The sequence below is a fragment of the Streptomyces sp. NPDC043896 genome (assembly GCF_056435605.1).
The window spans coordinates 111,887-134,675 of the sequence record NZ_JBWKEE010000022.1; the positions used below are offsets into that span (position 1 = coordinate 111,887).

Sequence of the window (22,789 nt, forward strand, 5' to 3'; positions counted from 1 at the left end):
CTGTTCAGCCGGCGGCGGACCGCTCCATCCGGCGGCGCAGGCTCAGCGGGCGCATGTCCGTCCACACCGCCTCGATGCGGCTCAGGCACTCCTCCCGGCTGCCCTCCGTCCCCTCGGCGTACCAGCCGGCCGGGAGCGGCCGGTCGGCCCACCAGATCGAGAACTGCTGCTCGTCGTTGTGGACGACGAGGTAGGCGTGGTCGTCGGCGCGGTCCTCCATCAGTCGGAGTCCGCGTTGACGATGCGCCGTACGTTCGCCTCGAACTCGGGGTAGGTGCCCGCCTGATGGGCGATCCCGGCGATGTGCTCCGCGATCTCCTGGAAGGTCCGGCCGTCGAAGCCCTCCAGCCCCTCCAGCACCTTCAGGTCGAGCTCGTTCTCCAGGTCGAGCAGGACCTGGACCATCGAGAAGGAGTCGAGGTCGCGGAGCTCCTCCGGCTCCGGGACGTCGGGCTGTTCGGCACAGATCACGGAGGCCGTCCGGCGAATCAGTTCCGTGAATTCCTCGATGAAGGTCGGGGTTTCCTCCGCGACGCTCTCATTGCCCAGGATCATGTTGGCTTACGCTCCTCAATGGTGTACGCGGATGAACTGTCCGGGGATCGGTCGGGCATATTCCGGACGGAATTCGAGTGCTGCCGCTGACCGGATCCGACCGTAGTTCGGGGCCCGTCACAGGGTCAATGCGCGCATCCCCGATTCCCCGCACGGGCGTCCCGCCGGCGAGACACCGCAGGTCGTCCCGGTGTCCGGGCCGCGCCGGCCGGGTCCGCCGCGGCGGATTCCGGACGGGGTCACCGGGAGAGGTCTTGACCGCCGTCCCCGCGCCTGCCTACGGTCCGGTGATTCCCCTCGCCCGGCCCGATGAGACGCCTCGGGCCCGCATTGCCGGCCGTATTCCCCGGCGGTACTCCACATCGAGGGACGCGCGGCCGGACACCGGCCGCCGGTGACCACGGCAGAAGAGACGAGTGCCCCCATGTTCTTTCCGCACACCGAGACCCGGCGGGTCGTGCTCCGCCCCGCGGGCGCCGAGGACGCCGTCGCGGCGTACGAGGTCCTGCTCCGGCTGGGGACCACCGCGCTGCCCGTGCTGGACGTCTTCGCCCGGACCTTCGGGGAGGGCCTCGCGGCCTGCTTCCTCGTCCGGGACAAGGAGACCGACGAGGTCGTCGGGCTCAGCACCGTCTCCGCGGTCAACCCGGCGGGACACCTGAGGATCGAGGTCCACCTCGCCGGCGAAAAGGCCGGGGAAATCAGCGGCGACGTCCACGCGCTGACCGCGAACTTCGCGTTCTCCATGTGGCGCACCCGCAAGGTGTACATTCACCGGACGTCGCCGGACACCAGCGCCATCGGATTCGGCGGCGACCACGATCCCATCGTGCGAACCGAGGCGATCCTGCCCGAGCACACGTATTTCCACGGAAGGCTGTGGGACGTTCACGTCCTCGCCATTCACCGTGACGATTGGAATACGCACGGCGTGGCTCTTCTGGAGAAGCTCGTCTGAAAACACCGGAGGCCGGGGTGTTTCCCACGGCCGGCTCTTGCAATCCTGACGACAACCCTGTTGGAGGTGACGTGCCGCGATGACCCAGCATGTGTGGGGTTACTTGCCCGAGTACGACGAAGAACGCGCTGACATCCTTGACGCGGTGGACACCGTGTTCCGCTCCGGGCAGCTGGTGCTGGGGAAGAGCGTCAGCGCCTTCGAGCGCGAGTTCGCCGATTACCACGGCCTCGCCCACTGCGTCGGCGTCGACAACGGAACCAACGCGATCGTGCTCGGCCTGCGCGCCCTGGGCATCGGCCCCGGCGACGAGGTGATCACGGTGTCGAACACCGCCGCCCCGACCGTCATCGCGATCGACGCCGTCGGCGCCACGCCGGTCTTCGTCGACATCGACCCCGACACGTACCTGATGGACGTGGACCAGGTGGCCGGCGCCATCACCGAGCGCACCCGCTGCCTGCTCCCCGTCCACCTGTACGGCCAGTGCGTGGACATGGCGCCCCTGCGGGAGCTGGCCCGGGAACACGGCCTGCTCGTCCTGGAGGACTGCGCGCAGGCGCACGGCGCCCGGCACCACGGGGAGCTCGCGGGAACGATGGGCGACGCCGCCGCGTTCTCCTTCTATCCGACCAAGGTCCTCGGGGCCTACGGGGACGCCGGCGCCACCGCGACCAACGACCCAGAGGTGGACGCCCGCCTGCGCCGGCTGCGCTTCTACGGCATGGAGGACCGCTACTACGTCGTCGAGACCCCCGGCCACAACAGCCGCCTCGACGAGGTCCAGGCCGAGATCCTGCGCCGCAAGCTCACCCGCCTCGACGCCTACACGGCCCGCCGCAGGGCCATCGCGGACCGGTACGAGGAGGCCTTCAAGGGCACCGGCCTGATCACCCCGAAGACCGCGCCGGGCAACGAGCACGTCTACTACGTCTACGTGGTCCGCCACCCGCTCCGGGACAAGATCATGGAGGAGCTCAGGACGGCGCACGACATCGCGCTGAACATCAGCTACCCCTGGCCGGTGCACACCCAGGCCGGCTTCGCCCACCTCGGCTACGCCCCGGACGCGCTGCCGGTCACCAGCCGCGTGGCCAACGAGATCTTCTCCCTGCCCATGTACCCCTCCCTCTCCGACGAGGAGCAGGAGCGGGTCATCGACGCCATGCTCGACGTCCTGGGAAGGCTCTGAGCCCGGTGATCCTCAAGTCCACCGCCGAGTTCCACGCCTGGTGGGCCGAACGCCACCAGGCCGGTGAGTTCTCGGTCCGCCGCATCCCCTTCGAGGCCCTGGACTCCTGGGGGTTCGACCCGCTGACCGGCAACCTCGGCCACGCCAGCGGCCGGTTCTTCACCGTCGAGGGACTCCAGGTCCGCCAGGGCGGCGAGGAGATCTGGTCGCAGCCGGTCATCCACCAGCCCGAGATCGGCATCCTCGGCATCCTCGTCAAGGAGTTCGACGGGGTCCTGCACTGCCTCATGCAGGCCAAGATGGAGCCGGGCAACTCCAACACGCTCCAGCTCTCCCCGACGGTGCAGGCGACCCGCAGCAACTACATGAAGGTGCACCGGGGCACGTCCACCCGGTACCTGGAGTTCTTCACCGGGCCGGACCGCGGCCAGGTGCTCGTGGACGTGCTCCAGTCGGAGCAGGGCGCCTGGTTCTGGCGCAAGCGCAACCGCAACATGGTGGTGCTCGCGACCGGTGACGTGCCCGAGCACGAGGACTTCCGCTGGCTCCCGCTGGACCTGGTCCGCGAACTGATGGCGGTGGACCACCTCGTCAACATGGACGCCCGCACCGTGCTGTCCTGCATGCCGTTCCTCGTCCCCGGGGACGCCCCGGCACCCGCCGGCGACTCCTTCCGCGACGCGCTGGTGCGCTCGTACCGGGAAGAGCCCGCGGTGGACGGCCGGTTCGGACAGGACGGCTCGGGCGGGATCCTCAGCTGGTTCAACGAGGCGAAGACCGGCGTCGAGTGGACCGCCCGGCTGGTCCCGCTCACCGACGTCGCCGGCTGGAAGCGCGACGACCGGGAGATCGCCGACGAGTCGGCCGAGAGCTTCCGCATCATCGCGGTCGAGGTCACCGCCGGCAACCGCGAGGTCGCCCGGTGGACCCAGCCCCTGCTCCACCCCCGGGGTGACGGCAGGGCCGTGTTCGTCGCCCGCAAGACCGACGGCGTGCTCCGGCTCCTGGTGCGGGCCCGGCCCGAGTACGGCCTGATGGACCAGGTGGAGATGGCGCCGACCGTGCAGCTGCACCCCGGCCAGGACGTGGACTCCGTCCAGGAGGCCTTCCTGCGCGAGGCCCTGCTGCCCGGCGGCGGCACGACGCGGTACGACCACGTCCTGTCGGAGGAGGGCGGCCGCTTCCACCACGCCGGCACGCGCTACCAGATCATCGAGGTGGGCGAGGACTTCCCGGCCGACGTACCGCCCCACCTGCGCTGGATGACGGTCCGGCAGCTGACCGGCCTGCTCCGCCACGGGCACTACCTCAACATCGAGGCCCGGTCCCTGCTCACCTGTCTGCTCAGCCTGTGCTGAGCGGACGCGGGCCGGACGGGCCGGACCGGCCGGCCGGTCCGGAGGAGCCGGACCGGCCGGGTGATGTGAACGAGCGCGAGACTCCGAGACGGGTGGGCCATGTTTGACGCGGCACGAGTGACCGAAACGAAGATCAAGGGGGCCTACAGGATCGTCCCCAACAAGTACCCGGACCGGCGCGGATCCTTCTACGAGGCCTTCCGCGCCGACATCCTCACGGACATCATCGGCTACCCGTTCACCGTCGGGCAGGCGAACTACTCCGTCAGCTGCCGCAACACCATGCGCGGCATCCACAGCACCTCCCTGGCGCCCGGCCAGGCCAAGCTGGTCACCTGCGTGCGCGGCGCCGTCCTGGACGTCGCCGTGGACCTGAGGGTCGGCTCGCCCACCTTCGGGATGTACGAGGTGACCCCGCAGGACGAGGAGTCCGGCACCGCCGTCTACCTGGCCGACGGCATCGGCCACGCGTTCCTGACCCTGACCGACGACGCGTGCATGAACTACCTGTGCTCGGAGGCCTACATCCCCGGCACGATGATCGAGGTCAACCCGCTGGACCCGGACATCGGGATCCCGTGGGGGCTGGAGGAGCCGCCCGTCATGTCGGAGAAGGACGCCGCCGCGCCCACCCTGGCAGAGGCGGTGGCCCTCGGCATGCTCCCCACCTACGAGGAGTGCCTCGCCCACTACGAGGCGCTGAGGGAGCGCTCGATCAAGGGCTGACGCCCCACGGGGCGTCCCGGCCCACCGGGCGCCCGTCTTCTCACCCCATGCTGAGCGGAGTTCTTCCACATGTTCAAAAGCACGAGCGACAGACTGCGCATCGGGATCATGGGGTGCGCGGACATCGCCTGGCGCCGTACGCTCCCCGCCCTCCGGGACAACCCCGCCGTCGAGGTCGCGGCGATCGCCAGCCGGCGCGCGGAGTCCGCCGTCCGGTTCACCGACCGGTTCGGCGGGGTGCCGGTCGAGGGGTACGGAGCGCTGCTGGAGCGCGAGGACGTCGACGCCGTCTACATCGCGCTGCCCGGACGGCTGCACGCCGAATGGGTCTCCCGGGCCCTGGAGGCCGGCAAGCACGTCCTCGTCGAGAAGCCGCTGACGGCGAGCCACGAGGAAACCCGCCGGCTGGTCGCCGACGCGCGGGCGCGCGGGCTGGTCCTGCTGGAGAACTACATGTTCCTCTACCACTCCCAGCACGCGGCGGTGCGCAAGGCCCTGGCCGAGGACGCCATCGGCGAGGTGCGCGAGTTCACCAGCGAGTTCACCATCCCGCCCAAGCCCGCCGGCGACATCCGCTACCAGAGCGAGGTCGGCGGCGGGGCCTTCCTCGACTTCGGGGGCTACCCCGTCCGGGCGGCCCAGTACTTCCTCGGCAGCGACCTCACGGTCGTCGGCGCGGTCTTCCGGCACGACCGCAGCCGCGGCGTGGTCCTCTCGGGCGGGGTGCTGCTGTGCACCCCCGAGGGGGTGCCCGCACGGCTCACGTTCGGCATGGAGCACTCGTACCGCAACACCTACAGCCTCTCCGGCAGCACGGGGCGCATCGTCCTCGACCGCGCCTTCACGCCGCCGGAGACCTACCAGCCGGTGATGCGCGTCGAACGGCAGGACCACCACGAGCAGTTCGTGCTGCCGGCCGACCACCAGTTCGCGAACGTCGTCGACACCTTCACGGACGCCGTCCTGGGGGGCCTCGACATACGGGAGCACCAGGAGGGCTCGCTGCGCCAGGCCGCGCTGGTCGAGGAGATCCGGGCGAAGGCGCTCGTCATCGAGGTCTGACGGCCACGCGTACGGCCGGTGCCCCGCCCGGGATGGGCGGGGCACCGGCCGTACGCGTGCGCGTGCCGGAAGGGCGCCGGCTACGGCAGGAACCCCTCGACGGAGGTGCCGGCGCCGCGCTCGCGGGCCTCGTCCCGCACCCACCGGGCCAGGGCGAGGTCGAGCACGCCCAGGCCGAAGGGGGAGAACACCGCGATCCGCTCCGGGTCCCTGCGGAAGCCGGATCCGCCGCGCAGCAGCGACCCGATCGTCGCGTCGACGAACTCCCGTCCCCCCGTGGCCAGTTCGGCCAGGTGCAGCGAGGTCCGCTCCCGGCACACGTGGTCGGCGTCGTCCACGACGTTCTGCGCCCCCAGGACCGCGTCCACGGTCAGGTCGCGCAGCGAGACGTGCAGGACCGTCGCCCCCGGCAGGCACGCGGACAGGTCCAGGTGGGGCTCGCCGGCGGAGGTCGCCAGGGAGACCAGCCGGTGGGAGCCGAGCGCCTCCCGCACCCGCTCCACCACCTTGAACACGAGGTCCGGCGCGAACACCGCCGCCTCGGCGGCGAAGGCCTCGGCGCGGGCGCGGTCCGTGTCGAACAGCACGGCCTCGCGCACCCCGGGCAGCCGGGCCTTCACGAAGCGCAGCACCTCGCGGTTGATCGGGCCGCAGCCGATCAGCGCGATGCCGTCCGGATCGGGGCCGGTGACCAGGTGGGCGGCGGCCAGCGCGGCGGAGGCCGCGGTACGCCGGGCCGAGATCAGCGAGGCCTCGATCACGGCCTCGGGCCGGCCGTCGGCGGTGGAGTTGAGGACCATGGCCGCGCTCGCCCGCTCCTTGCCGGCGGCGACGTTGCCGGGAAAGCTCGCGATCCACTTCATCCCGGCCACCGCGTCCTCACCCCCGAGGTAGGCGGGCAGGCCGATGATGCGGTCGCGGGGGCTGTCGGGGAAGCGCAGGAACACCGAGTGGGGCAGGGCGGTGCGCCCCTCGTCGTGCAGCCGGTAGGCGTCGCCGACCAGGGAGAGGATCCGCTCCTCCTGCCCCCGCATGACGTCCTGCACCTCACGATGACCGATGACCAGCAAGGGAGTCTCCTTCGTGTCCGTACCAGGGGATCTGAGGGCGAGGCCCAGGCCCGCGCCGGGACCTGGGCCTCGTTTCCGTACCGGGGAGGGGCGCGCGGGGTCCGCGCCGCCCGCTCAGCCGGAAGCCGTTGCCGCGGGCAGCGCTCCGTACGCCCCGCCGGCGTCGTGCGCGGCCGGCGCGGGGAGCGGGACCTCGCCGAAGTGCCGGCGCACCCAGTGGTCCGAGTAGATGGTGTCCAGGTAGCGGTCCCCGCCGTCCGGCAGGATCAGCACGACGGACGAGCCGGCCGGGATCTCCGGCGCGAGCTTCTCCAGCGCGGCGACCAGGGCGCCGGAGGACCCCCCGGCGAGGATGGCCTCGCGCCGCACCAGCCGGCGGCAGCCGGCCACCGCCTCCAGGTCGCCGACGTGCACCACCCGGTCGGCGGCCGTCGGGTCGAACACCGCGGGCACCACGGCCGCGCCGTGGCCCGGGATCAGCCGGGAGCAGGACACCGGCGAGTCGAACAGCCTGCTGCCCACCGCGTCGACCGCGACGACCGTGGTCGACAGGCCGTGCCGGCGGACGTACGAGGCGCACCCGCCCAGGGTCCCCGTGGTGCCGGCCGCGCAGAACACGTAGTCCACGGAGCCGCGCAGGGCCTGGTCGATCTCGCGCATCGTCTCCAGGTGCGCCTGGGGGTTGAGCGGGTTGGAGTACTGGCCCGGCACGTACGCGTGCGGCACGGTCGCCGCGAGCTCGGCCACCCGGCGCAGCCGCTGGGGCAGGAACTCGCCGGTCTCCGGGTCGGGCACGCCGACGAGCTCCACCTCGGCCCCGTAGGCGCGCAGGATCGCGAGGTTCTGCTCCGTGGTGCGCGGGTCCACCACGCAGATGAACCGCAGCCCGTGGTAGCAGCAGATCTGTGCCAGCCCGATCGCGAGGTTCCCCGAACTGGACTCGATCACCGTGGTCCGGCCGGGCACGGCCGCACCGGTGCGCAGGCCCTCCATCAGCATGGCCAGCGCGGAGCGGTCCTTGATGCTCCCGCCGGGGTTGAAGCGCTCCATCTTGGCGTGGATCCGCAGACCGTGGTCGGCCGACATCCGCTCCAGTTCGACCAGGGGCGTGTTCCCCACCGTCGAGAGGATCCCCTTGAGCGTGTGCGAGGTCACCGGCTCCCCCTGCCCTGAAGACGTGGTGCTGTACGTGGAAACCCGGAGGACGAGGACCGCCTCCGGGGGGATCGCCCGCGCGTGCGGGGCACGGTCAGTTCCCGGTGACCAGGCGGGGCAGGTCCTCGGGCCCGAAGAGGTCGGGCCGCGTCCAGCCGTCGATGTCGTACTCCGCCATGCACTGGTCCGCGAAGCCCTTCAGGACGTCGGCCTGACCGCGCGCCTGGTAGCTCAGCAGGGTCTGCACGCGGATGCCCTCGTGGTCGCCGCCGTAGTTCCGCTCGTACAGCTCGTGCCGTCCGGCGAACTCCGTGCCGACCGCGTCCCACAGCAGCTTGAGCAGCTTGACCCGGTCGATGGCCTCCACCCCGCGCGAGCCCCGCAGGTAGCGGTCCAGGTAGGGGCGGATCTCCGGGTTCTTCCAGTCACTGGAGTGGGAGTTGAGGTAGATGAGGCCGCTGCCCACGACCTGCTGGATGATCTCCCGGATCCTCGGGTAGCCGATGCCCATGAACGTCCGGTACGCCAGCCCGTAGTCGAGGTTCGGCTGCACGGCACCGTTCACCCACTCCGTGGGCGACTTCGCCATCGCGTCCGACATCCCCCAGAACAGGTCCCGCCAGTTGAGGACCTCGCCGATCTGCGCCTGCACGCCCCGGAAGCCGGAGCTGCCCGTCACCTCGACGGCCTTCAGCAGACAGCCGGCGATGAAGTCGATCTTGACGGCGAGGCGGGTGACCCCGTGGAAGGTGAACCGCTCCAGGAACCCCGACCGGCTCGCGAACGAGTTCGCCGCGGCCGGGTCGTACATGAACACGTTGTCCCACGGCACCAGCACCCGGTCGAGCACCATGATCGAGTCGTTCTCGTCCAGCCGGCTCGACAGCGGATAGTCGAACGGACTTCCCAGCAGCGCCGCGTGCATCTCGTAGGAGGTGCGGCAGAACAGCTTCAGCCCGGGGGAGCCCATCGGCACCGTGAAGGTGACGGCGAAGCGCTTGTCGCGCAGCGGCAGACCCATGTGGGCGATCAGGTTCGCGTTGGTGAGCGCCGAGGCGGTGGCCACGACCTTCGCGCCCGAGACGATCAGGCCGGCGTCGGTCTCCTCCTCGACGTGCACGCACACGTCGGCGGTCCGGTCGGCCGGCCGGTCGCGGTCCACCGGCGGGTGGACGATCGCGTGGTTGAAGTAGAGCACCCGCTCCTGTGCCGTCCGGTACCAGCGCCGGGCGTTGTCGGCGAACGGCCCGTAGAACTCCGCGTTCGCGTCGAGGGTCCCGAAGAAGGCCGCCTTGTAGTCCGGGGTCCGGCCCATCCAGCCGTACACCCGCCGCTGCCACGCCACGATGGCGTCCCGCGCCGCGACCAGGTCCTCGGAACTCCGCGCGGTCTTGAAGAACGGATGCGTGAACCCGCCGTTCCCGGTGTCCGTCGGAACGCTCAGGACACCCTTGGCGTCCGGCTCGTGCAGGGCGTCGTACAGCTGCGCCACGGACCGGGCGCTGTTGCGGAACGCCGGGTGCGCCGTGACGTCCCGGACCCGCTCGCCGCGGATGTACACCTCGCGCCCGTCCCGCAGGGACTCCAGGTACTCCGCACCGTTCATCGGGCGGACATCGTTGGGCGCGTCGCTCGTCGGACCTGGTGTGTTCGTCAACTGGGCCTTCTCTCGGGGAAAAAGGGGCCGGCCTGGAGGGCCGCGCCGCCGGTGCGGCGCGGGGGCCGTGCGGACGGCGGGAACGCCGCGGGGACCCGTGGCCGGGCATGCCGGTCCGCCGCCCCGGCCGAGAAACCCCGGGGCGGCGCGGCGACGGGGACGGGGAGCGGGAAACGGCCCGGAGCGACGGCCCGCGAGCGCGTGCCGCGTCCCGCCGGCGAGACGGGGGAGGGCGGATGTGACGCCGTCCTGCGACCTCGTCCGAGACGAACGTCTCCAACAGTCCGACCAAGGTATCGTCCACCGTCCGCACCTCCGGCGGGAAGAGATCACGACGGTAAAGTCCGAAGCGTGCTCCCCTCCATGACTGCTTCTCAGCCCGGTCGGCGGAGTCCACGGGACTGGATCGTGGACACCGCCCTGTTCCTCCTCGCGGTGGCCTACGGAGTGGCGGTCGCGAAGAGCCGTACGCAGGCGGCCCCGGAGCTCGGCCTCAACTGGATGCACGTCGAGCAGATGGCCGGCGCCTTCGGCTGCGGCCTGCTGTGGCTGCGCCGCAGCAGGCCCGTCGAGGTCGCCTGCGTGCTGATGGCGCTCTCGGTGCCGTTCGAGATGGTCGCGGGCGCCATGGTCGCGGCATTGTTCTCCGTGGCGGTCCACCGCAAGCCCCGGACCACCGTCACCGTCTACCTGGCCAGCCTGCTGCCGGTGCTCTCGGACGCGCTGCTGCGCCCGGACCCCGCCATGTCGGCCTTCCACTACTTCGTCTTCGGGACCATCGTCCAGGGCGGCGCCGTCGGGTGGGGGCTCTTCGTCCACCACCGCCGGCAGCTGCTCGTCCGGGTGGCCTCCGAGGCGCGGCTGAGGGCGGAGCAGGCACAGATGCGGGCCAGGGAGGAGGTGGCCCGGGAGATGCACGACGTGCTCGGGCACCGGCTGTCCCTGCTGACCCTGCACGCCGGGGCGCTGGAGTACCGCCCCGACGCCCCGAGCGAGGACATCGCCCGGGCGGCCGGGGTGATCCGGGAGAGCGCGCACCAGGCCCTCCAGGAACTGCGCGAGGTCCTCACGGTGCTGCGCGCGCCGCAGGCCGGCGAACGGCCCCAGCCCACGCTGGCGGACGTGCACCGGCTCGTCTCGGAGTCGTGCACGGCCGGGATGCGGGTGCGGCTGCTCAAGGAGGTCCCGCGAGCGGTACCGGACCTCGTCGGCCGCACGGCCTACCGGGTCGTGCAGGAAGCCCTGACGAACGTGCGCAAGCACGCCCCGGGAGCCCCCGCCGACGTCCACGTGACCGGGGGAGAGGGCGACGGGCTCACCGTCGAGGTGACCAACCCGGCCCCCGCCCCCCGGCCCGCGGCGTCCGCGTACGCACCCTCCGGCATGGGGCTGGCGGGGCTCGCCGAGCGGGTGTCGCTCGCCGGCGGACGGCTGGAGTACGGCCCCACCGGGGACGGCGGCTGGGGCATCACGGCCCGGCTGCCCTGGCCGTAGCCCCGGCACCCCGGCGCGGTGCGCCCCGCACCGCACCCGCACCGAAACAGAACGTCGCGCCGCGGCGTGACCGATCAACGAACAGGAGAGTCCAGCAGTGGCGAAAGAGTTGAATCCGAAGGCGGGCGGATCCACCGAGGTCTCGGAACCGCTCTGGGGCCAAGTGCTCGTCTGCCTGATTTTCGCGCTGGTCGGAGCCGGGATCTGCTGGCTCGCCAAGGTGCTCGCGAAGTGGGTGGTGACCCTGCCCTGGGCACCCATGCAGGGCCCGGCGAAGCTGGTCTCGGCGATCCCCGAACCGGGCCTCACCATCGGGGCGATCGCCCTCGGCGGCCTGGTCGGCCTGATCGCCGGCTTCCTCGTGAAGTTCAGCGAACTGTCCGTCACCGTGTCCGACACCCAGGTGCTGTTCACCCGCAAGGGAGAGTCGCGGGAGTACCCCGGCGCGGACGTCGCCATGGCCTTCCGCGACGGCAAGCAGCTCGTCCTGCTCGGCCACGGCACCGAGGAACTGGCCCGCGAGGACTGCGACCAGGACCGTGCCCGGCTCGCCGAGGCCTTCACCCGGCACGGCTACACCTGGGCGGACGAGGACCCGCACAAGGCGGAGTTCCAGCTCTGGGTGCCGGAGAGCCCCCAGCTGCCCGCCCAGGCGCACGCCCTGTTCAAGGCCCGCCGGGAGTTCCTGAAGAAGCCGGGCTCCGGCGACGAACTCCGCGAACTGCGCGGCGACCTCCAGCGCCTGGACCTGGTCGTGTGCGACCGGAACAAGCAGCAGTACTGGCGCAGGCTCCAGCACTGACCGGCCACGCCGGCCGCCGGGGCGGGACGCGGCGGACCGGCGCGGGACGCGAAAGGGGGGCGGCCGGACCGGCCGCCCCCCTTTCGCCGGTCACCGGCGGCCGGCGGCCACCCGCTCCTCCAGCTCCCGTGCCAGCGCGTTCGCGTGGGGCACCGCCCCCACCTCGTCGCGCAGATCGCCCGCCCGGGCGGAGAAGGCGGGGTCCTCCAGCAGCCGGAGCAGGCTCTCGCGGACGACGGCCCCGGTCGCCCGGGTCGCGTGCGTGGTCAGGCCCGCGCCGTGCGCGGCCAGCCGCGACGACAGCAGCGGCTGGTCCACGTCCCACGGCAGGGCGAGCTGGGGCACGCCGTAGAACGCGGCCGTGGTGAGGGTGCCCACCCCGGCGTGGTGGATCACCGCCGAACAGGTCGGCAGCAGCGCCTGCATCGGTACGTACGACACCAGCCGCGCATTGTCCGGAACCCGCCGCAGCTCCTTCGCGGCCTTCTCGCTCACGGTCGCCACCAGCTCGATGTCCAGGTCGGCGACGTGGTCGAGGATGTCCTGGACGTCCACCGGATAGGCCAGGCCGTGGTCGCTGACCGTCAGACCCAGCGTCAGGGCCACCCGGGGACGCCGCGCCGGCTCCCACAGCCAGCGCGGCACGACCGCCGGCCCGCCGTACGGGGTGAACCGCAGCGACCGGTACTCCAGGCCGGGCGCGTGCACCTGGAGCGAGGGCGGCAGCAGGTCGAGGGAGAACCCGCCGGTCGCCATGGACTCCGTGAACCCGCCCCCGTACCGCCGGGCATAGCCGTCCAGCCACTCCCCGAGCGGGTCCGCGCCCCGCTCGCCCTCCGGCAGGGCCTCCCGCAGCCGCAGGAAGTGCTGCCGGGCGATCCCGTAGACGTCCGCCCCGATCAGCATGCGGGCGTGCGCGGCGCCGACGGCCTCGGCCGCGATCGCCCCGGCGAAGGTCAGCGGCTCCCACACCACCAGGTCGGGCTTCCAGTGCCGGGCGAACTCGACGAGCGCCGTCGCCAGCGGGGCGTTCGTCATCTTGTGCGCGGCCTCGATCCGCACCCGGTACGCCTCGCGCAGCCACGGCAGCGTGATGTCCTCCGGGGCGCGCTCCGCCGCGTCGTACGGTTCGGCCAGCCCCGGCGCCAGCCGCGCCCCGCTGCCCTTGAGCCGGCCGGCCACCTGCCACAGGTCACGGTCGCTGCCGACGGGCACCGCCGTCAGCCCGGCCCGGGTGACGGCGTCGGTCAGCTTCGGCTGGCAGGCCACCCGCACCTCGTGCCCGGCGGTGCGCAGCGCCCACGCGAGCGGGGCCATGAGCAGGAAGTGGGTGCGCTCGGGGTAGCACGTGAACAGAATGCGCATGCTTCGTCTCTCGTTCGGCGGCCGCGGCGCGTCAGCGGGCGGACGTGCGGTGGCGTTCGGTGAGCTCCTCCAGCCGGGGGACGAGCTCGTTGGGCGTGGGCAGGGCCGACATCTCCTCGCGCAGGGCGGCGGCGCGCGCCGCGAACCGCGGCTCGTTCAGGAGGCGCAGCACGTTCTCGCGGACGGCGGCACCCGTCGCCCGGTCGTGCGCCAGCTCCAGCCCCGAGCCCTGCTCGACGAGCTTCCGGGCGAGCAGGGGCTCGTCGAAGTGGTACGGGACCGACAGGTGCGGGACGGCGTGCCCCGCCATCGTGGCGACCGTGCCGGTCCCGGCGTGGTGGATCACCGCCGAGCAGGTCGGCGCGAGCGCGTGCAGGGGGACGAACGGCACCAGCCGGGCGTTCGAGGGGACGTGCCGCAGCCCCGCCCGCTCGGCCTCGGACAGCGTGGCGACCACCTCGACGTCCAGGTCGGCGAGGGAGTCGAGCACGTCCTGCGTGCTGATCGTGTAGCCCCCGTAGTGGTCGGTGGCCGTGAGCCCCATCGTCAGTGCCACGCGGGGCCGCTCCGGTGCGCTCCACAGCCACTTCGGGACCGTCGCCTTGCCGTTGTACGGGACGAACCGCATGCGCAGGTAGTCCAGCTCCCCGGCCTCCACCTGGAGGCTGCGCGGGAACTGGTCGATGGTGAAGTGGCCCGTCGCCATGGACTCGGTGAACTCGCCGCCGAACCTGCGCGCGTACCCGCCCAGCCAGTCGGCGAGGTGGTCGGTGCGCTCCCCTTCCGGCTGCTCCGCCTTCAGCCGCAGGAACCGCTCGCGGGCCGCGCCGAAGACGTCCAGCCCGAACATCAGCCGGGCATGGGCCGCGCCGACGGCCGTCGCGGCGATCGCGCCGGCCTGGGTCAGCGGGTCCCAGACGACCAGGTCGGGCTTCCAGTGCCGGGCGAACTCCACCAGGCCGGCGACCAGCGGGAAGTTGTCGGGCTTGAAGCCCTTCGCGACGGCGTCGTAGTAGCCGTTCAGCATCGGCTCCCACGCCGCCTTCGCCGGGTCCTCGGCCGCGTCCCACGGGGCGTGCAGCCCGGCCCGCGCCGCTTCCAGCTCCTCCGGGTCCATCCGGGCCACCCGGAACAGGTCGCTGTCACGGCCGACGGGGACCGCCGTCAGCCCGGCCTGGGTGACGGCGTCGGCGAACTTGGGCTGACAGGCCACCCGGACCTCGTGCCCGGCGGTGCGCAGCGCCCACGCCAGCGGCACCATGCTCAGGAAGATCGTTTTCTCGGGGAGGACGGTGAACAGGACGCGCATGGCTGCTGCCTTCCGGGAAGGGGAGGTGAAGGGGCGCCGCTCAGGCCGAGCGGCGTACGGACGAGCGGAACGCGGCGGTGAGCTCCTCCAGCCGGGGCACCAGCTCGTTGGGCGACGGCTGCGCGAGGGACTCCTCCCGCAGCGCCGCCGCCCGCTCGCGGAAACCGGGCTCGCCCAGCAGCCGCACCACGGACTCGCGCACGGCCTCCGGCGTCGCCCGCTCCGCCCCGACGGCGAGCGAGCCGCCCTGCGCGGCGGCGAGCCGGCCCAGCAGGGGGCCGTCGAAGTCCCAGGGCAGCAGCAGCTGCGGGACACCGTGCCGCGCCATCGTCAGGAACGTCCCGTACCCGGCGTGGTGGACGGCCAGGTCGCAGGTCGGCGCGAGGGAGTGCAGGGGTACGTAGGACACCAGCCGGGCGTTGTCCGGCACCCGGGACAGCCGCTCGCGCTGCTCCCCGCCGACGGTGGCGACGACCTCGACATCGAGACCGGCCAGCGCGTCCAGCACGTCCTGGACGTCGAAGCCCTCGCCGCCGGCGTGCGCGGCCGAGCTGATCCCCATCGTCACCGCCACCCGCGGCCGCTCCGGCGCCCGCCACAGCCAGCGCGGCTCCACCGCCGGCCCCCCGTACGGCACGAACCGCATGGGCAGGGTGTGCAGGGCGCTCGCCGGCCGCACGGACGCGGGGAGCTGGTCGACGGTGAACTGCCCCGTCGCGAGGTCCTCGGTGTACTCACCGCCGTACAGCCGGGCATGGCCGCCCAGCCACTCCGCGAGCGGATCGGACCGCTCGGCCTCCGGCTGGGCGTCCCGCAGCCGCAGGAACTCCTCCCGGGTCCGGCCGAAGGCGTCGACGCTCCACAGCAGCCGCCCGTGGGCGGCCCCGCAGGCCTGCGCGGCGATCGGGCCCGCCATCGCCAGCGGCTCCCACAGCACGAGGTCCGGACGCCAGGCCCGGGCGAACCGGACCAGGGCCGCGGTCATCGGGAACGCCGCCGGCTTGTGCCACTGGTGGATGATCCCGGCGTACCCCTCCGTCAGGTGCCGCCAGCCGGCCCGCTCCGGGTCCTGCGCCACGTCGTACGGCGCGGGCAGCCCGAACTCCGGCCGGTACGACCAGTCCTCGACGGTGTGCATGCTGCGGCGCAGCAGCTCCCACAGGTCGTAGTCGCGGCCCACGGGCACGGCGGTGAGACCCGCCCGGGTGATCACGTCCGAGAACCAGGGGGCGCTCGCGAAGCGGACCTCGTGCCCGGCGGTGCGCAGCGCCCACGCCAGCGGCACCATGGCCAGCACGTGCGCGCGCTCGGGATTGGCGACGAACAGGACGCGCACGGCTCACGCCCCGAGCCGGGCCGTGGCCGCCGCGGCGCGCCCGCCCCGCTCCGCGGCGAACCGCTCCAGCGTGCCGACCAGGTCGTTCGGCGAGGGCATGGCCAGCATCCGGTCGCGGAGCCCGGCGGCGCCCCGGCGGAACTCCGGCTCCGACAGCAGCCGGCGCAGCGCGTCGCGCACGTCCGCGCCCGAGGACCGGCGGGGGTTGAGCACCAGACCCGCGCCGGTCCGGGCGACGCCGGCGGCCAGCGCGGGCCCGTCGTTGTCCCAGGGCAGGATCAGCTGCGGCAGCCCGCGCAGCGCCGTCGTGGCGAGGGTGCCGAAACCGGCGTGGTGGATGACGGCGTCACACGTCGCGGTGAGCGCGTCCAGCGGCAGGAAGGAGGCCACCCGGGTGTTGCCGGGGATCCTCGTCAGCTTGCGCTGCTCGGCCTCCGCGATCGTGGCGACGAGCTCGATGTCCAGCTCGCCGAGCGCGTCCAGGACGTCCTGCACGCCGACGGCGTACTCGCCGCCGTGCCCGGTCGTGCTCAGCCCCAGTGTCAGCGCCACCCGGGGCTTCTCCGGGGCACGGTGCAGCCACGACGGCACCACCGCCGGGCCGCCGTACGGCACGTACCGCAGCGGGAGGTACTCCAGGTCCGCGCGGTTCTGGAGCACCTCCGGCACCAGGTCGACGGTCGCCTGGCCGGTGATCAGCTCCTCGCCGAACCGGCCCCCGTACCGGCGGGCGTAGCCGCCCAGCCAGTCGGCGAACGGATCGGTGTCCCCGCGCTCCGGCCGCTCCGCCTTCAGCCGCAGGAAGTGCTCGCGCGCCACCCCGTACATGTCGGTGCCGAAGAGCAGCCGGACGTGGGCCGCGCCGACGGCCTCCGCGGCGATCGCCCCGGCGTAGGTGAGCGGCTCCCAGACCACCAGGTCCGGCTTCCAGTGCCGGGCGAACTCGACCAGCTCGGTCACCATCGGCACGTTGCTGCTCTTGTGCCAGCGGTCGACCTGGGCCGCGTACCCCTCGCTGAGGTACTCCCAGGTGATGTCCCCGGGCCGCCGCTCGGCGACGTCGTAGGGCAGCGGCATCCCGCCCGCGTCCGACCGGCCCAGCCAGTCGGGGTCCCGGGAGAGGATCTGCCACAGGTCCCGGTCGCGGCCGACGGGCACGGCGGTGAGACCGGCCTGGGTGATCACGTCGGCGAACTTGGGCTGGCTGGCGAAGCGGACCTCGTGCCCGGCGGTGCGCAGCGCCCACGCCAGCGGGGCCATGCTCAGGAAGTGCGTTCGCTCCGGGTACGTGGTGAACAGGACGCGCATGGTGCTGCCCTTCTGGTGTGCGTCAGGCGCGGCGTGCGCCGCGGTGGCGGGCGGTGAGCTCCTCGAGCCGGGCGACGAGCTGGTTGGGGGTGGGCAGGGCGAGGGTCTCGTCGCGCAGGGCCGCCGCGCGCTCGGTGAACCGGGGCTCCTCCAGCAGCCGCCGGACGGCCGCGCGGACGCTCTCGCCGGTGGCCCGGCTGGTGTGCATGTCGAGTCCGGCGCCCTGCTCGGTGAGCAGCCGGCCCAGGATCGGCTGGTCCCAGTGGTAGCTGAGGGACAGGTGGGGGACCGCGTGGCGGGCGACCGTGGCGAGGGTGGCCGCGCCCGCGTGGTGGATGAACGCGCTGCACGTCGGGGCGAGGTGGTGGATCGGCACGTACGGCACCAGCCGGACGTTGCCCGGGACGGGGCCGAGCGCCGCCTTCTCGCTGTCGGCGATCGTGGCGACCAGCTCGATGTCCAGGTCGGCCAGCGAGTCGAGGACGTCGCGGGTGTCGATGGTGTAGCCGTCGTACACCTCGGTGGCGCTCAGCCCCATCGTCAGCGCGACCCGCGGCTTCTCCGGCTCCTGCCACAGCCACCGAGGGACGGTCGCCGGACCCCCGTACGGGATGAACTGCACCGGCTCGTACCGCACGCCCGCGGCGCGGGTCTGGAGGCTCGCGGGGAACTGGTCGATGGTGAAGTGGCCCGTCGCCATGGACTCCGAGTACTCACCGCCGAACTTGCGCGCGTACCCGCCCAGCCACTCGGCGAGGGGGTCGCTCCGCTCGCCCTCCGGCTGCCCGGCCCGTACGCGCAGGAAGTGCTCGCGGGCCACGCCGAAGACGTCGATGCCGAAGAGCAGCCGGGCGTGGGCCGCGCCGACGGCCTCGGCGGCGATCGCCCCGGCGTAGGTGAACGGCTCCCAGACCACCAGGTCCGGCTTCCAGTGCCGGGCGAACTCCACCAGGTCGGCGGTCATCGGGAAGTTGTCCTCGCGCAGGGACCCCGTCGCCAGCTCGTAGCCGGTGGACAGGTGCTCCCACGTCGCCCTGGACGGGTCCTCCGTGACGTCCCAGGGCGCCGGCAGACCGGCCCGGGACTTCGCCAGCAGCGCCGGATCGGCCAGCTCCAGCAGCCGCGCCGGGTTCTGCCGGCGGCCGACCGGCACGGCGGTGAGACCGGCCTGGGTGATCACGTCGGCGAACCGGGGCAGGCTGGCGAAGCGCACCTCGTGGCCGGCGGTGCGCAGCGCCCACGCGACGGGCGCCATGTACTGGAAGATGCTCTTGTGCGGGTTCGCCGCGAACAGGACACGCATGACTTCGCCTCACTCGGGACGTCGGACGGGGGAGCGGAACTCGGCGGTGAGCTCCTCCAGCACGGGCACCAGCTCGTTGGGCGTCGGCAGCGCGAGGAACTGGTCGCGCAGGTCCCGCGCCGCCTGCCGGAAGGACGGCTCGCCCAGCACCCGCTGTACGGCCTCCCGTACCACCGCGCCCGTGGCCCGGTCGGCCCGGACGGACAGCACGGCGCCCTGCGCGGCGGCCCGGCGGGCCAGTTCCGGCTCGTCGAAGTCCCAGGGCACCGCGATCTGCGGCACCGGGTTCAGCACCGTGGTCAGGAACGTCCCCGGGCCCGCGTGGTTGATCACCGCGCTGCACGTGGGCAGCAGGGCGTGCAACGGCACGTACGACACGACCCGGACGTTGCCGGGGATCCGCTTCAGCTTGCGCTGCTCGGACTCGGCGAGGGTGGTGACGACCTCGACGTCGAGACCGGCCAGCGAGTCGAGGATGTCCCCCACGTCCGCGACGTGCCCGGCGAACCGGTTCGTGGCGGCGATGCCCAGGGTGAGGGCGATCCGCGGCCTCTTCGGCTCCTCCCACAGCCACTTGGGGACGACCGCCGGCCCGCCGTACGGCACGTACCGCATGGGCACGTAGCGCAGGTCCGCGGCCATCCGCATGGAGACGGGGAACTGGTCGATGCTGAAGTGGCCCGTGGCGAGGTCCTCGCTGTACTCCCCGCCGTACTTGCGGGCGTAGCCGCCCAGCCACTCGGCGAGCGGGTCGCTCCGCTCGTCCCGCGGCCGCGACGCCTTCAGGTCCAGGAAGCGGCTGCGCGTCATCCCGAGGACGTCGATGCTCCACAGCAGCCGGGCGTGGGCGGCCCCCACCGCCTTGGCGGCGATCGCCCCCGCGTAGGCCAGCGGCTCCCACAGGACCAGGTCCGGCTTCCAGTGCCGGGCGAACTCCACCAGGTCGGCGGTCATCGGGAAGTTGTCGGTCTTGTGCCACTGGCCGACGACGTGCGCGTAACCCGCCCGCATCGTCTCCCAGTCGAGGTCCCGCGGATCCTGCTCGGCCGCCCGGTACGGGTCCGGCAGTCCCTTGCGGTCCGCCTCCATCCGCTCCGGATCGAGCTGCGGCAGCCGCCACACGGGACGGTCGCTGCCGACGGGGACGGCGGTGAGCCCCGCCTGGGTGACCACGTCGGCGAATTTCGGCGGGACCGCGACGCGGACCTCGTGGCCCGCCGTACGCAGCGCCCAGGCCAGCGGCACCATCTGCTGGAAGAGGCTCTTGTCCGGGGTGGAGGTGAACAGTACGCGCATCGGGTCCCCCTAGGAGTCGCGGCCGGCCAGGGCGGCCGCCGGCTGGCCCGCCACGGCGGCGGCGAGACGGTCCAGGCCTTCACGGAGCGGAACGCGGGGCGCCCACCCGGTCAGCTCGCGGAACCGCGCGGAACGCAGGACGAAGTCCAGCCGGTCCGTCGGCAGCGCGAACTCGGCGGGCACCGTGTCCACCACCGGCACCGGCGGCAGCCCGGTGTGCCGGGACACGGCCCCCGCGATCGCGGAGAACAGCTCCGCCACGCTGGTCTGCTCGCCCGAGCCGACCTCCCACGCCCCGCCCACGACCGCGTCGAGCGCGTCGAGGGCCGCGGTGAACGCCCGCGCCGCGTCGTCGATGCCCAGCAGGTCCCGCTTGGCCGTCCCGCCGTGCCACACCGTGAGCGGCTGCCCGGCGACGGCGCGCCGGGTCATCGAGGCGGCCACGCCCCGGTCCAGGTCCGTCGCGTCCGTGCCCAGGCTGTACAGGGTCGACAGGCGCAGCGTCGCACCGCGCACCACCCCCTCGGCCGTGGCCTCCGCGATCGCCCGCTCGGCGGCCAGCTTGTGGCGGTCGTACGTGGTCAGCAGCGACTGGGGCTGGACCCCGTCCGCCGCCGGGGCGTCCGGGACGCTGACCGACTGGGAGAGCGACCCGGCGAACAGCAGGGCCGGGGGCCGCTCCGGACGCCGGGCGCGCACCGCCCCGATGACGTCGTGCACCAGCCCGACGTTGACCCGCTCGGCGAGGGCGTCGCCGTCGGCGACCCGCCAGGTGCCGGCCCCGGATATGTGCGCCACGAGGTGGATCACCGCGTCGGAGCCGGCGACGGCGTCCGCGACCGCGCCCGGCCGGGTGAGGTCGGTCCGGTGTTCCTCGATCAGCGCGACGGGCCGGGGCGGGACCGCCACGGGGCGCCGGCCGACGAGCCGCAGCCGGACGGGCCTGCCCGCGAGTTCCCGGCTGACGGCCGTACCCAGCAGGCCTGAGGCTCCGAGCACGGTGATCAGCGGTGCCGTTGCGTGACCTGGCACTGGTTCTCCTTAAATCCTGTTCCGGTGGGCGGCGGGCGCGGGCGCGCCCGGCGGCGTCAGGCCGCCGGACGGGGGGAGGGCGTGGAGCGGGGTCCGGGGGCCTCGCGCCAGCTCAGCCCCGGGCCGAGGACGCCCCCCAGGTCGCCGTCGACGTGGCGCTCCCACTCGCCGCGCCCGAGTTCGAAGGTGTGCAGGTCCCAGTGGCGCCCGCGGAAGTAGAGGTGCTCCCGCAGCACCGCGGTGGCCTCGCTGCTGTCGGGGGTCAGACCGACCGAGCCGAAGGTGGCCTCCGTCGTCTGCGCGATGACCTTCTCGACGTCGAACACCGCGAAGGCGTAGTTGATCGTCAGGTAGATCGCCTCGGACCCGACACCCAGCCGGGCCCGCCGCGGATCCAGGTAGACCCCCGACTTGACGTGCCCGGCGCGGTCCAGCCCGTGCAGCGTGCTGAACCCCAGGACGTCCCCGCTGCCGCGCGACGTGACGAGGAACGCGGCGTCGCACGCGGACAGGGCGCGGTCGCCCCCGCGCGCCGAGGGGCTGACGCTCTCGATGCCGGTGCGCAGCATGGTGCGGACGAGTTCCGAGTGGTGGCGGTCCGACGCCGGGCGGAACACCAGGCGCCGGGAGGCGGTGTGCGGGAAGAGCACGGGTCGGTCCAATCGGTCGGGTCGGGGGGAGGAGGGGGCGAGCGGCAGGACCGCCGGGTCCCGTCCGGGACCGTCAGGCTCCGGACGCCGTGGCGCCACCCGCGTCCGACGCCGGCGGCGGGGGCGTGCCGCCGGACCGGAGGCTGTCCCAGCGCATGTCGCCCACCGCGGCCGGCAGCCGGTCGAGCAGGTCCAGCTCCGCCCGCGTGAGCCGCAGCCCGGCGGCGGCCACGTTCTCCTCCAGCCAGTGCAGGTGCCGGGTACCCGGGATCGGCACGACGTCCGGGCCCTGAGCCAGCGCCCAGGCGATCGCCACCTGGGAGGCCGTGGCACCCTCGTGCCGGGCGGCGATCTCCCGCAGGCCGTCGAGGATCGCCCCGTTGGAACGCATGGCGTCCTCCCCGAACCGCGGGTCACGGACCCGGGAGTCGTCCGGGTGCAGGTGCTCGTGCGCGAGCCGGCCCGAGAGGTACCCGCGCCCGATGGGCGCGAAGGCCAGGAAGCCGACGCCGTTGCTCCTGCACCAGGGCAGGACGTCCCGCTTGTTCTCCTGGGACCAGACCGACAGCTCGTACTGCACCGCCGCGACGGGGAAGACCGCGTGGATCCGGCCGAGTTCCTCGACGGTGGCGTGCGAGATGCCGAGACCGCGCACCTTCCCCTCGGTGACCAGTTCGCCCAGGGCGCCCCAGGTCTCCTCGATCGGCACGGCCGGGTCCACCCGGTGCAGCTGGTAGAGGCCGATGGTGTCCGTCCGCAGCCGCCGCAGGGAGGCCTCGCAGGCCCGGCGCAGGTGCTCGGGCCGGCCGTCGCGGACGAACTTCCCGTCGGACTGGGCGATCATTCCGCACTTGGTCGCGATGACGACGTCGTCCCCGCGGTTCTCCAGGGCGCGGCCGAGGAGTTCCTCGTTGGTGAACGGACCGTACACATCGGCCGTGTCGAATACGTTGATGCCGAGATCCAGGGCCCGGTGGATGACGCGGGTGGATTCCTCGTCATCCCGCGGACCGGCTCCGTAGCCGTGGGACATCGAACTGCAGCCAAGGCCGAGCGCACTCACGGAATAACCGTCGGTCAGCTTGGTGCGCCACATTTCTATGTACTCCATAAAATCCGGTGCTGACAACTCTCGTGCTGCTTCGGAAAGGCCCGGGCAGT

21 protein-coding genes are annotated in these 22,789 nt (G+C 72.9%); 7 read left to right on the forward strand and 14 right to left on the reverse strand.

Annotation, left to right across the window (positions count from 1 at the left end; translation table 11 throughout):
• Nucleotides 1-4 precede the first annotated feature (4 nt).
• A complete protein-coding gene (locus AC069X_RS28250; RefSeq protein WP_478732750.1) occupies nt 5-220 on the reverse strand; it encodes an MbtH family protein in 216 nt (71 codons plus the stop codon).
• A complete protein-coding gene (locus AC069X_RS28255; protein WP_478732752.1) occupies nt 220-555 on the reverse strand; it encodes a hypothetical protein in 336 nt (111 codons plus the stop codon). Before AC069X_RS28255 ends, AC069X_RS28250 begins: the two co-directional genes overlap by 1 nt.
• Before the next feature lie 424 nt (nt 556-979).
• Here AC069X_RS28255 and AC069X_RS28260 point away from each other — a divergent pair, with 424 nt between their 5' ends.
• From AC069X_RS28260 to AC069X_RS28280, 5 genes are all read left to right on the forward strand, one after another.
• Nucleotides 980-1,513, forward strand: a complete 534-nt coding sequence (locus tag AC069X_RS28260) for a GNAT family N-acetyltransferase (RefSeq protein WP_478732754.1) — start codon at nt 980-982, stop codon at nt 1,511-1,513.
• A gap of 79 nt (nt 1,514-1,592) precedes the next feature.
• The gene (locus AC069X_RS28265; RefSeq protein ID WP_478732755.1) at nt 1,593-2,705 is read left to right on the forward strand and encodes a DegT/DnrJ/EryC1/StrS family aminotransferase; all 1,113 of its coding nucleotides are present in this window, start codon (nt 1,593-1,595) and stop codon (nt 2,703-2,705) included.
• A gap of 5 nt (nt 2,706-2,710) precedes the next feature.
• On the forward strand, nt 2,711-4,063 hold the full coding sequence (locus AC069X_RS28270; RefSeq protein ID WP_478732757.1) for an NDP-hexose 2,3-dehydratase family protein: 1,353 nt from the start codon (nt 2,711-2,713) through the stop codon (nt 4,061-4,063).
• Nucleotides 4,064-4,180: 117 nt separating this feature from the next.
• Entirely contained in the window at nt 4,181-4,789 is a 609-nt protein-coding gene (locus AC069X_RS28275; protein WP_478732759.1) for a dTDP-4-dehydrorhamnose 3,5-epimerase family protein, read from the forward strand.
• 69 nt (nt 4,790-4,858) lie between these two features.
• Nucleotides 4,859-5,851, forward strand: coding sequence for a Gfo/Idh/MocA family protein (locus AC069X_RS28280; protein ID WP_478732761.1), 993 nt, complete (start codon nt 4,859-4,861; stop codon nt 5,849-5,851).
• 80 nt (nt 5,852-5,931) lie between these two features.
• On the opposite strand, the gene sbnB is transcribed toward AC069X_RS28280, so the two are convergent.
• From sbnB to AC069X_RS28295, 3 genes are all read right to left on the reverse strand, one after another.
• The gene (sbnB, locus tag AC069X_RS28285; RefSeq protein WP_478732763.1) at nt 5,932-6,921 is read right to left on the reverse strand and encodes a 2,3-diaminopropionate biosynthesis protein SbnB; all 990 of its coding nucleotides are present in this window, start codon (nt 6,919-6,921) and stop codon (nt 5,932-5,934) included.
• Between the two features lie 114 nt (nt 6,922-7,035).
• Entirely contained in the window at nt 7,036-8,076 is a 1,041-nt protein-coding gene (gene sbnA / locus AC069X_RS28290; RefSeq protein WP_478732765.1) for a 2,3-diaminopropionate biosynthesis protein SbnA, read from the reverse strand.
• A gap of 94 nt (nt 8,077-8,170) precedes the next feature.
• Nucleotides 8,171-9,682, reverse strand: coding sequence for a 4-hydroxyphenylacetate 3-hydroxylase family protein (locus tag AC069X_RS28295; RefSeq protein ID WP_478732826.1), 1,512 nt, complete (start codon nt 9,680-9,682; stop codon nt 8,171-8,173).
• A 414-nt stretch (nt 9,683-10,096) separates the two neighbouring features.
• Here AC069X_RS28295 and AC069X_RS28300 point away from each other — a divergent pair, with 414 nt between their 5' ends.
• Both AC069X_RS28300 and AC069X_RS28305 read left to right on the forward strand, forming a co-directional pair.
• Nucleotides 10,097-11,227, forward strand: coding sequence for a sensor histidine kinase (locus tag AC069X_RS28300; protein ID WP_478732767.1), 1,131 nt, complete (start codon nt 10,097-10,099; stop codon nt 11,225-11,227).
• Between the two features lie 97 nt (nt 11,228-11,324).
• Nucleotides 11,325-12,029 (forward strand): YqeB family protein, encoded by a 705-nt coding sequence (locus tag AC069X_RS28305; RefSeq protein WP_478732769.1) that lies wholly within the window; start codon nt 11,325-11,327, stop codon nt 12,027-12,029.
• Nucleotides 12,030-12,119: 90 nt separating this feature from the next.
• Here AC069X_RS28305 and AC069X_RS28310 read toward each other — a convergent pair whose 3' ends face one another.
• The 9 genes from AC069X_RS28310 to AC069X_RS28350 form a co-directional block, all read right to left on the reverse strand.
• Nucleotides 12,120-13,394, reverse strand: coding sequence for an activator-dependent family glycosyltransferase (locus tag AC069X_RS28310; protein WP_478732771.1), 1,275 nt, complete (start codon nt 13,392-13,394; stop codon nt 12,120-12,122).
• 31 nt (nt 13,395-13,425) lie between these two features.
• Nucleotides 13,426-14,703 (reverse strand): activator-dependent family glycosyltransferase, encoded by a 1,278-nt coding sequence (locus tag AC069X_RS28315; RefSeq protein WP_478732773.1) that lies wholly within the window; start codon nt 14,701-14,703, stop codon nt 13,426-13,428.
• A 40-nt stretch (nt 14,704-14,743) separates the two neighbouring features.
• Nucleotides 14,744-16,039, reverse strand: a complete 1,296-nt coding sequence (locus tag AC069X_RS28320) for an activator-dependent family glycosyltransferase (protein WP_478732775.1) — start codon at nt 16,037-16,039, stop codon at nt 14,744-14,746.
• Between the two features lie 3 nt (nt 16,040-16,042).
• The gene (locus AC069X_RS28325) at nt 16,043-17,347 is read right to left on the reverse strand and encodes an activator-dependent family glycosyltransferase (protein WP_478732777.1); all 1,305 of its coding nucleotides are present in this window, start codon (nt 17,345-17,347) and stop codon (nt 16,043-16,045) included.
• A 22-nt stretch (nt 17,348-17,369) separates the two neighbouring features.
• Nucleotides 17,370-18,650, reverse strand: coding sequence for an activator-dependent family glycosyltransferase (locus tag AC069X_RS28330; RefSeq protein ID WP_478732779.1), 1,281 nt, complete (start codon nt 18,648-18,650; stop codon nt 17,370-17,372).
• Between the two features lie 9 nt (nt 18,651-18,659).
• Nucleotides 18,660-19,946, reverse strand: coding sequence for an activator-dependent family glycosyltransferase (locus AC069X_RS28335; protein WP_478732781.1), 1,287 nt, complete (start codon nt 19,944-19,946; stop codon nt 18,660-18,662).
• A 9-nt stretch (nt 19,947-19,955) separates the two neighbouring features.
• On the reverse strand, nt 19,956-20,978 hold the full coding sequence (locus AC069X_RS28340; RefSeq protein WP_478732783.1) for an NAD-dependent epimerase/dehydratase family protein: 1,023 nt from the start codon (nt 20,976-20,978) through the stop codon (nt 19,956-19,958).
• Between the two features lie 56 nt (nt 20,979-21,034).
• Nucleotides 21,035-21,628 (reverse strand): GNAT family N-acetyltransferase, encoded by a 594-nt coding sequence (locus tag AC069X_RS28345; protein WP_478732785.1) that lies wholly within the window; start codon nt 21,626-21,628, stop codon nt 21,035-21,037.
• Between the two features lie 73 nt (nt 21,629-21,701).
• On the reverse strand, nt 21,702-22,739 hold the full coding sequence (locus tag AC069X_RS28350) for an aldo/keto reductase (protein ID WP_478732787.1): 1,038 nt from the start codon (nt 22,737-22,739) through the stop codon (nt 21,702-21,704).
• Nucleotides 22,740-22,789 lie beyond the last annotated feature (50 nt).

Coding starts and splice junctions, on each gene's coding strand:
- AC069X_RS28350 (WP_478732787.1), bottom strand. CDS start 22,739: ATGGAGTACATAGAAATGTGGCGCACCAAGCTGACCGACGGTTATTCC.
- AC069X_RS28325 (WP_478732777.1), bottom strand. CDS start 17,347: ATGCGCGTCCTGTTCACCACGTACCCGGAGCGAACGCACTTCCTGAGC.
- AC069X_RS28330 (WP_478732779.1), bottom strand. CDS start 18,650: ATGCGTGTCCTGTTCGCGGCGAACCCGCACAAGAGCATCTTCCAGTAC.
- AC069X_RS28295 (WP_478732826.1), bottom strand. CDS start 9,682: ATGAACGGTGCGGAGTACCTGGAGTCCCTGCGGGACGGGCGCGAGGTG.
- AC069X_RS28260 (WP_478732754.1), top strand. CDS start 980: ATGTTCTTTCCGCACACCGAGACCCGGCGGGTCGTGCTCCGCCCCGCG.
- AC069X_RS28250 (WP_478732750.1), bottom strand. CDS start 220: ATGGAGGACCGCGCCGACGACCACGCCTACCTCGTCGTCCACAACGAC.
- AC069X_RS28300 (WP_478732767.1), top strand. CDS start 10,097: ATGACTGCTTCTCAGCCCGGTCGGCGGAGTCCACGGGACTGGATCGTG.
- AC069X_RS28335 (WP_478732781.1), bottom strand. CDS start 19,946: ATGCGCGTACTGTTCACCTCCACCCCGGACAAGAGCCTCTTCCAGCAG.
- AC069X_RS28315 (WP_478732773.1), bottom strand. CDS start 14,703: ATGCGCGTCCTGTTCACCGTCCTCCCCGAGAAAACGATCTTCCTGAGC.
- AC069X_RS28310 (WP_478732771.1), bottom strand. CDS start 13,394: ATGCGCATTCTGTTCACGTGCTACCCCGAGCGCACCCACTTCCTGCTC.
- AC069X_RS28255 (WP_478732752.1), bottom strand. CDS start 555: ATGATCCTGGGCAATGAGAGCGTCGCGGAGGAAACCCCGACCTTCATC.
- AC069X_RS28265 (WP_478732755.1), top strand. CDS start 1,593: ATGACCCAGCATGTGTGGGGTTACTTGCCCGAGTACGACGAAGAACGC.
- AC069X_RS28280 (WP_478732761.1), top strand. CDS start 4,859: ATGTTCAAAAGCACGAGCGACAGACTGCGCATCGGGATCATGGGGTGC.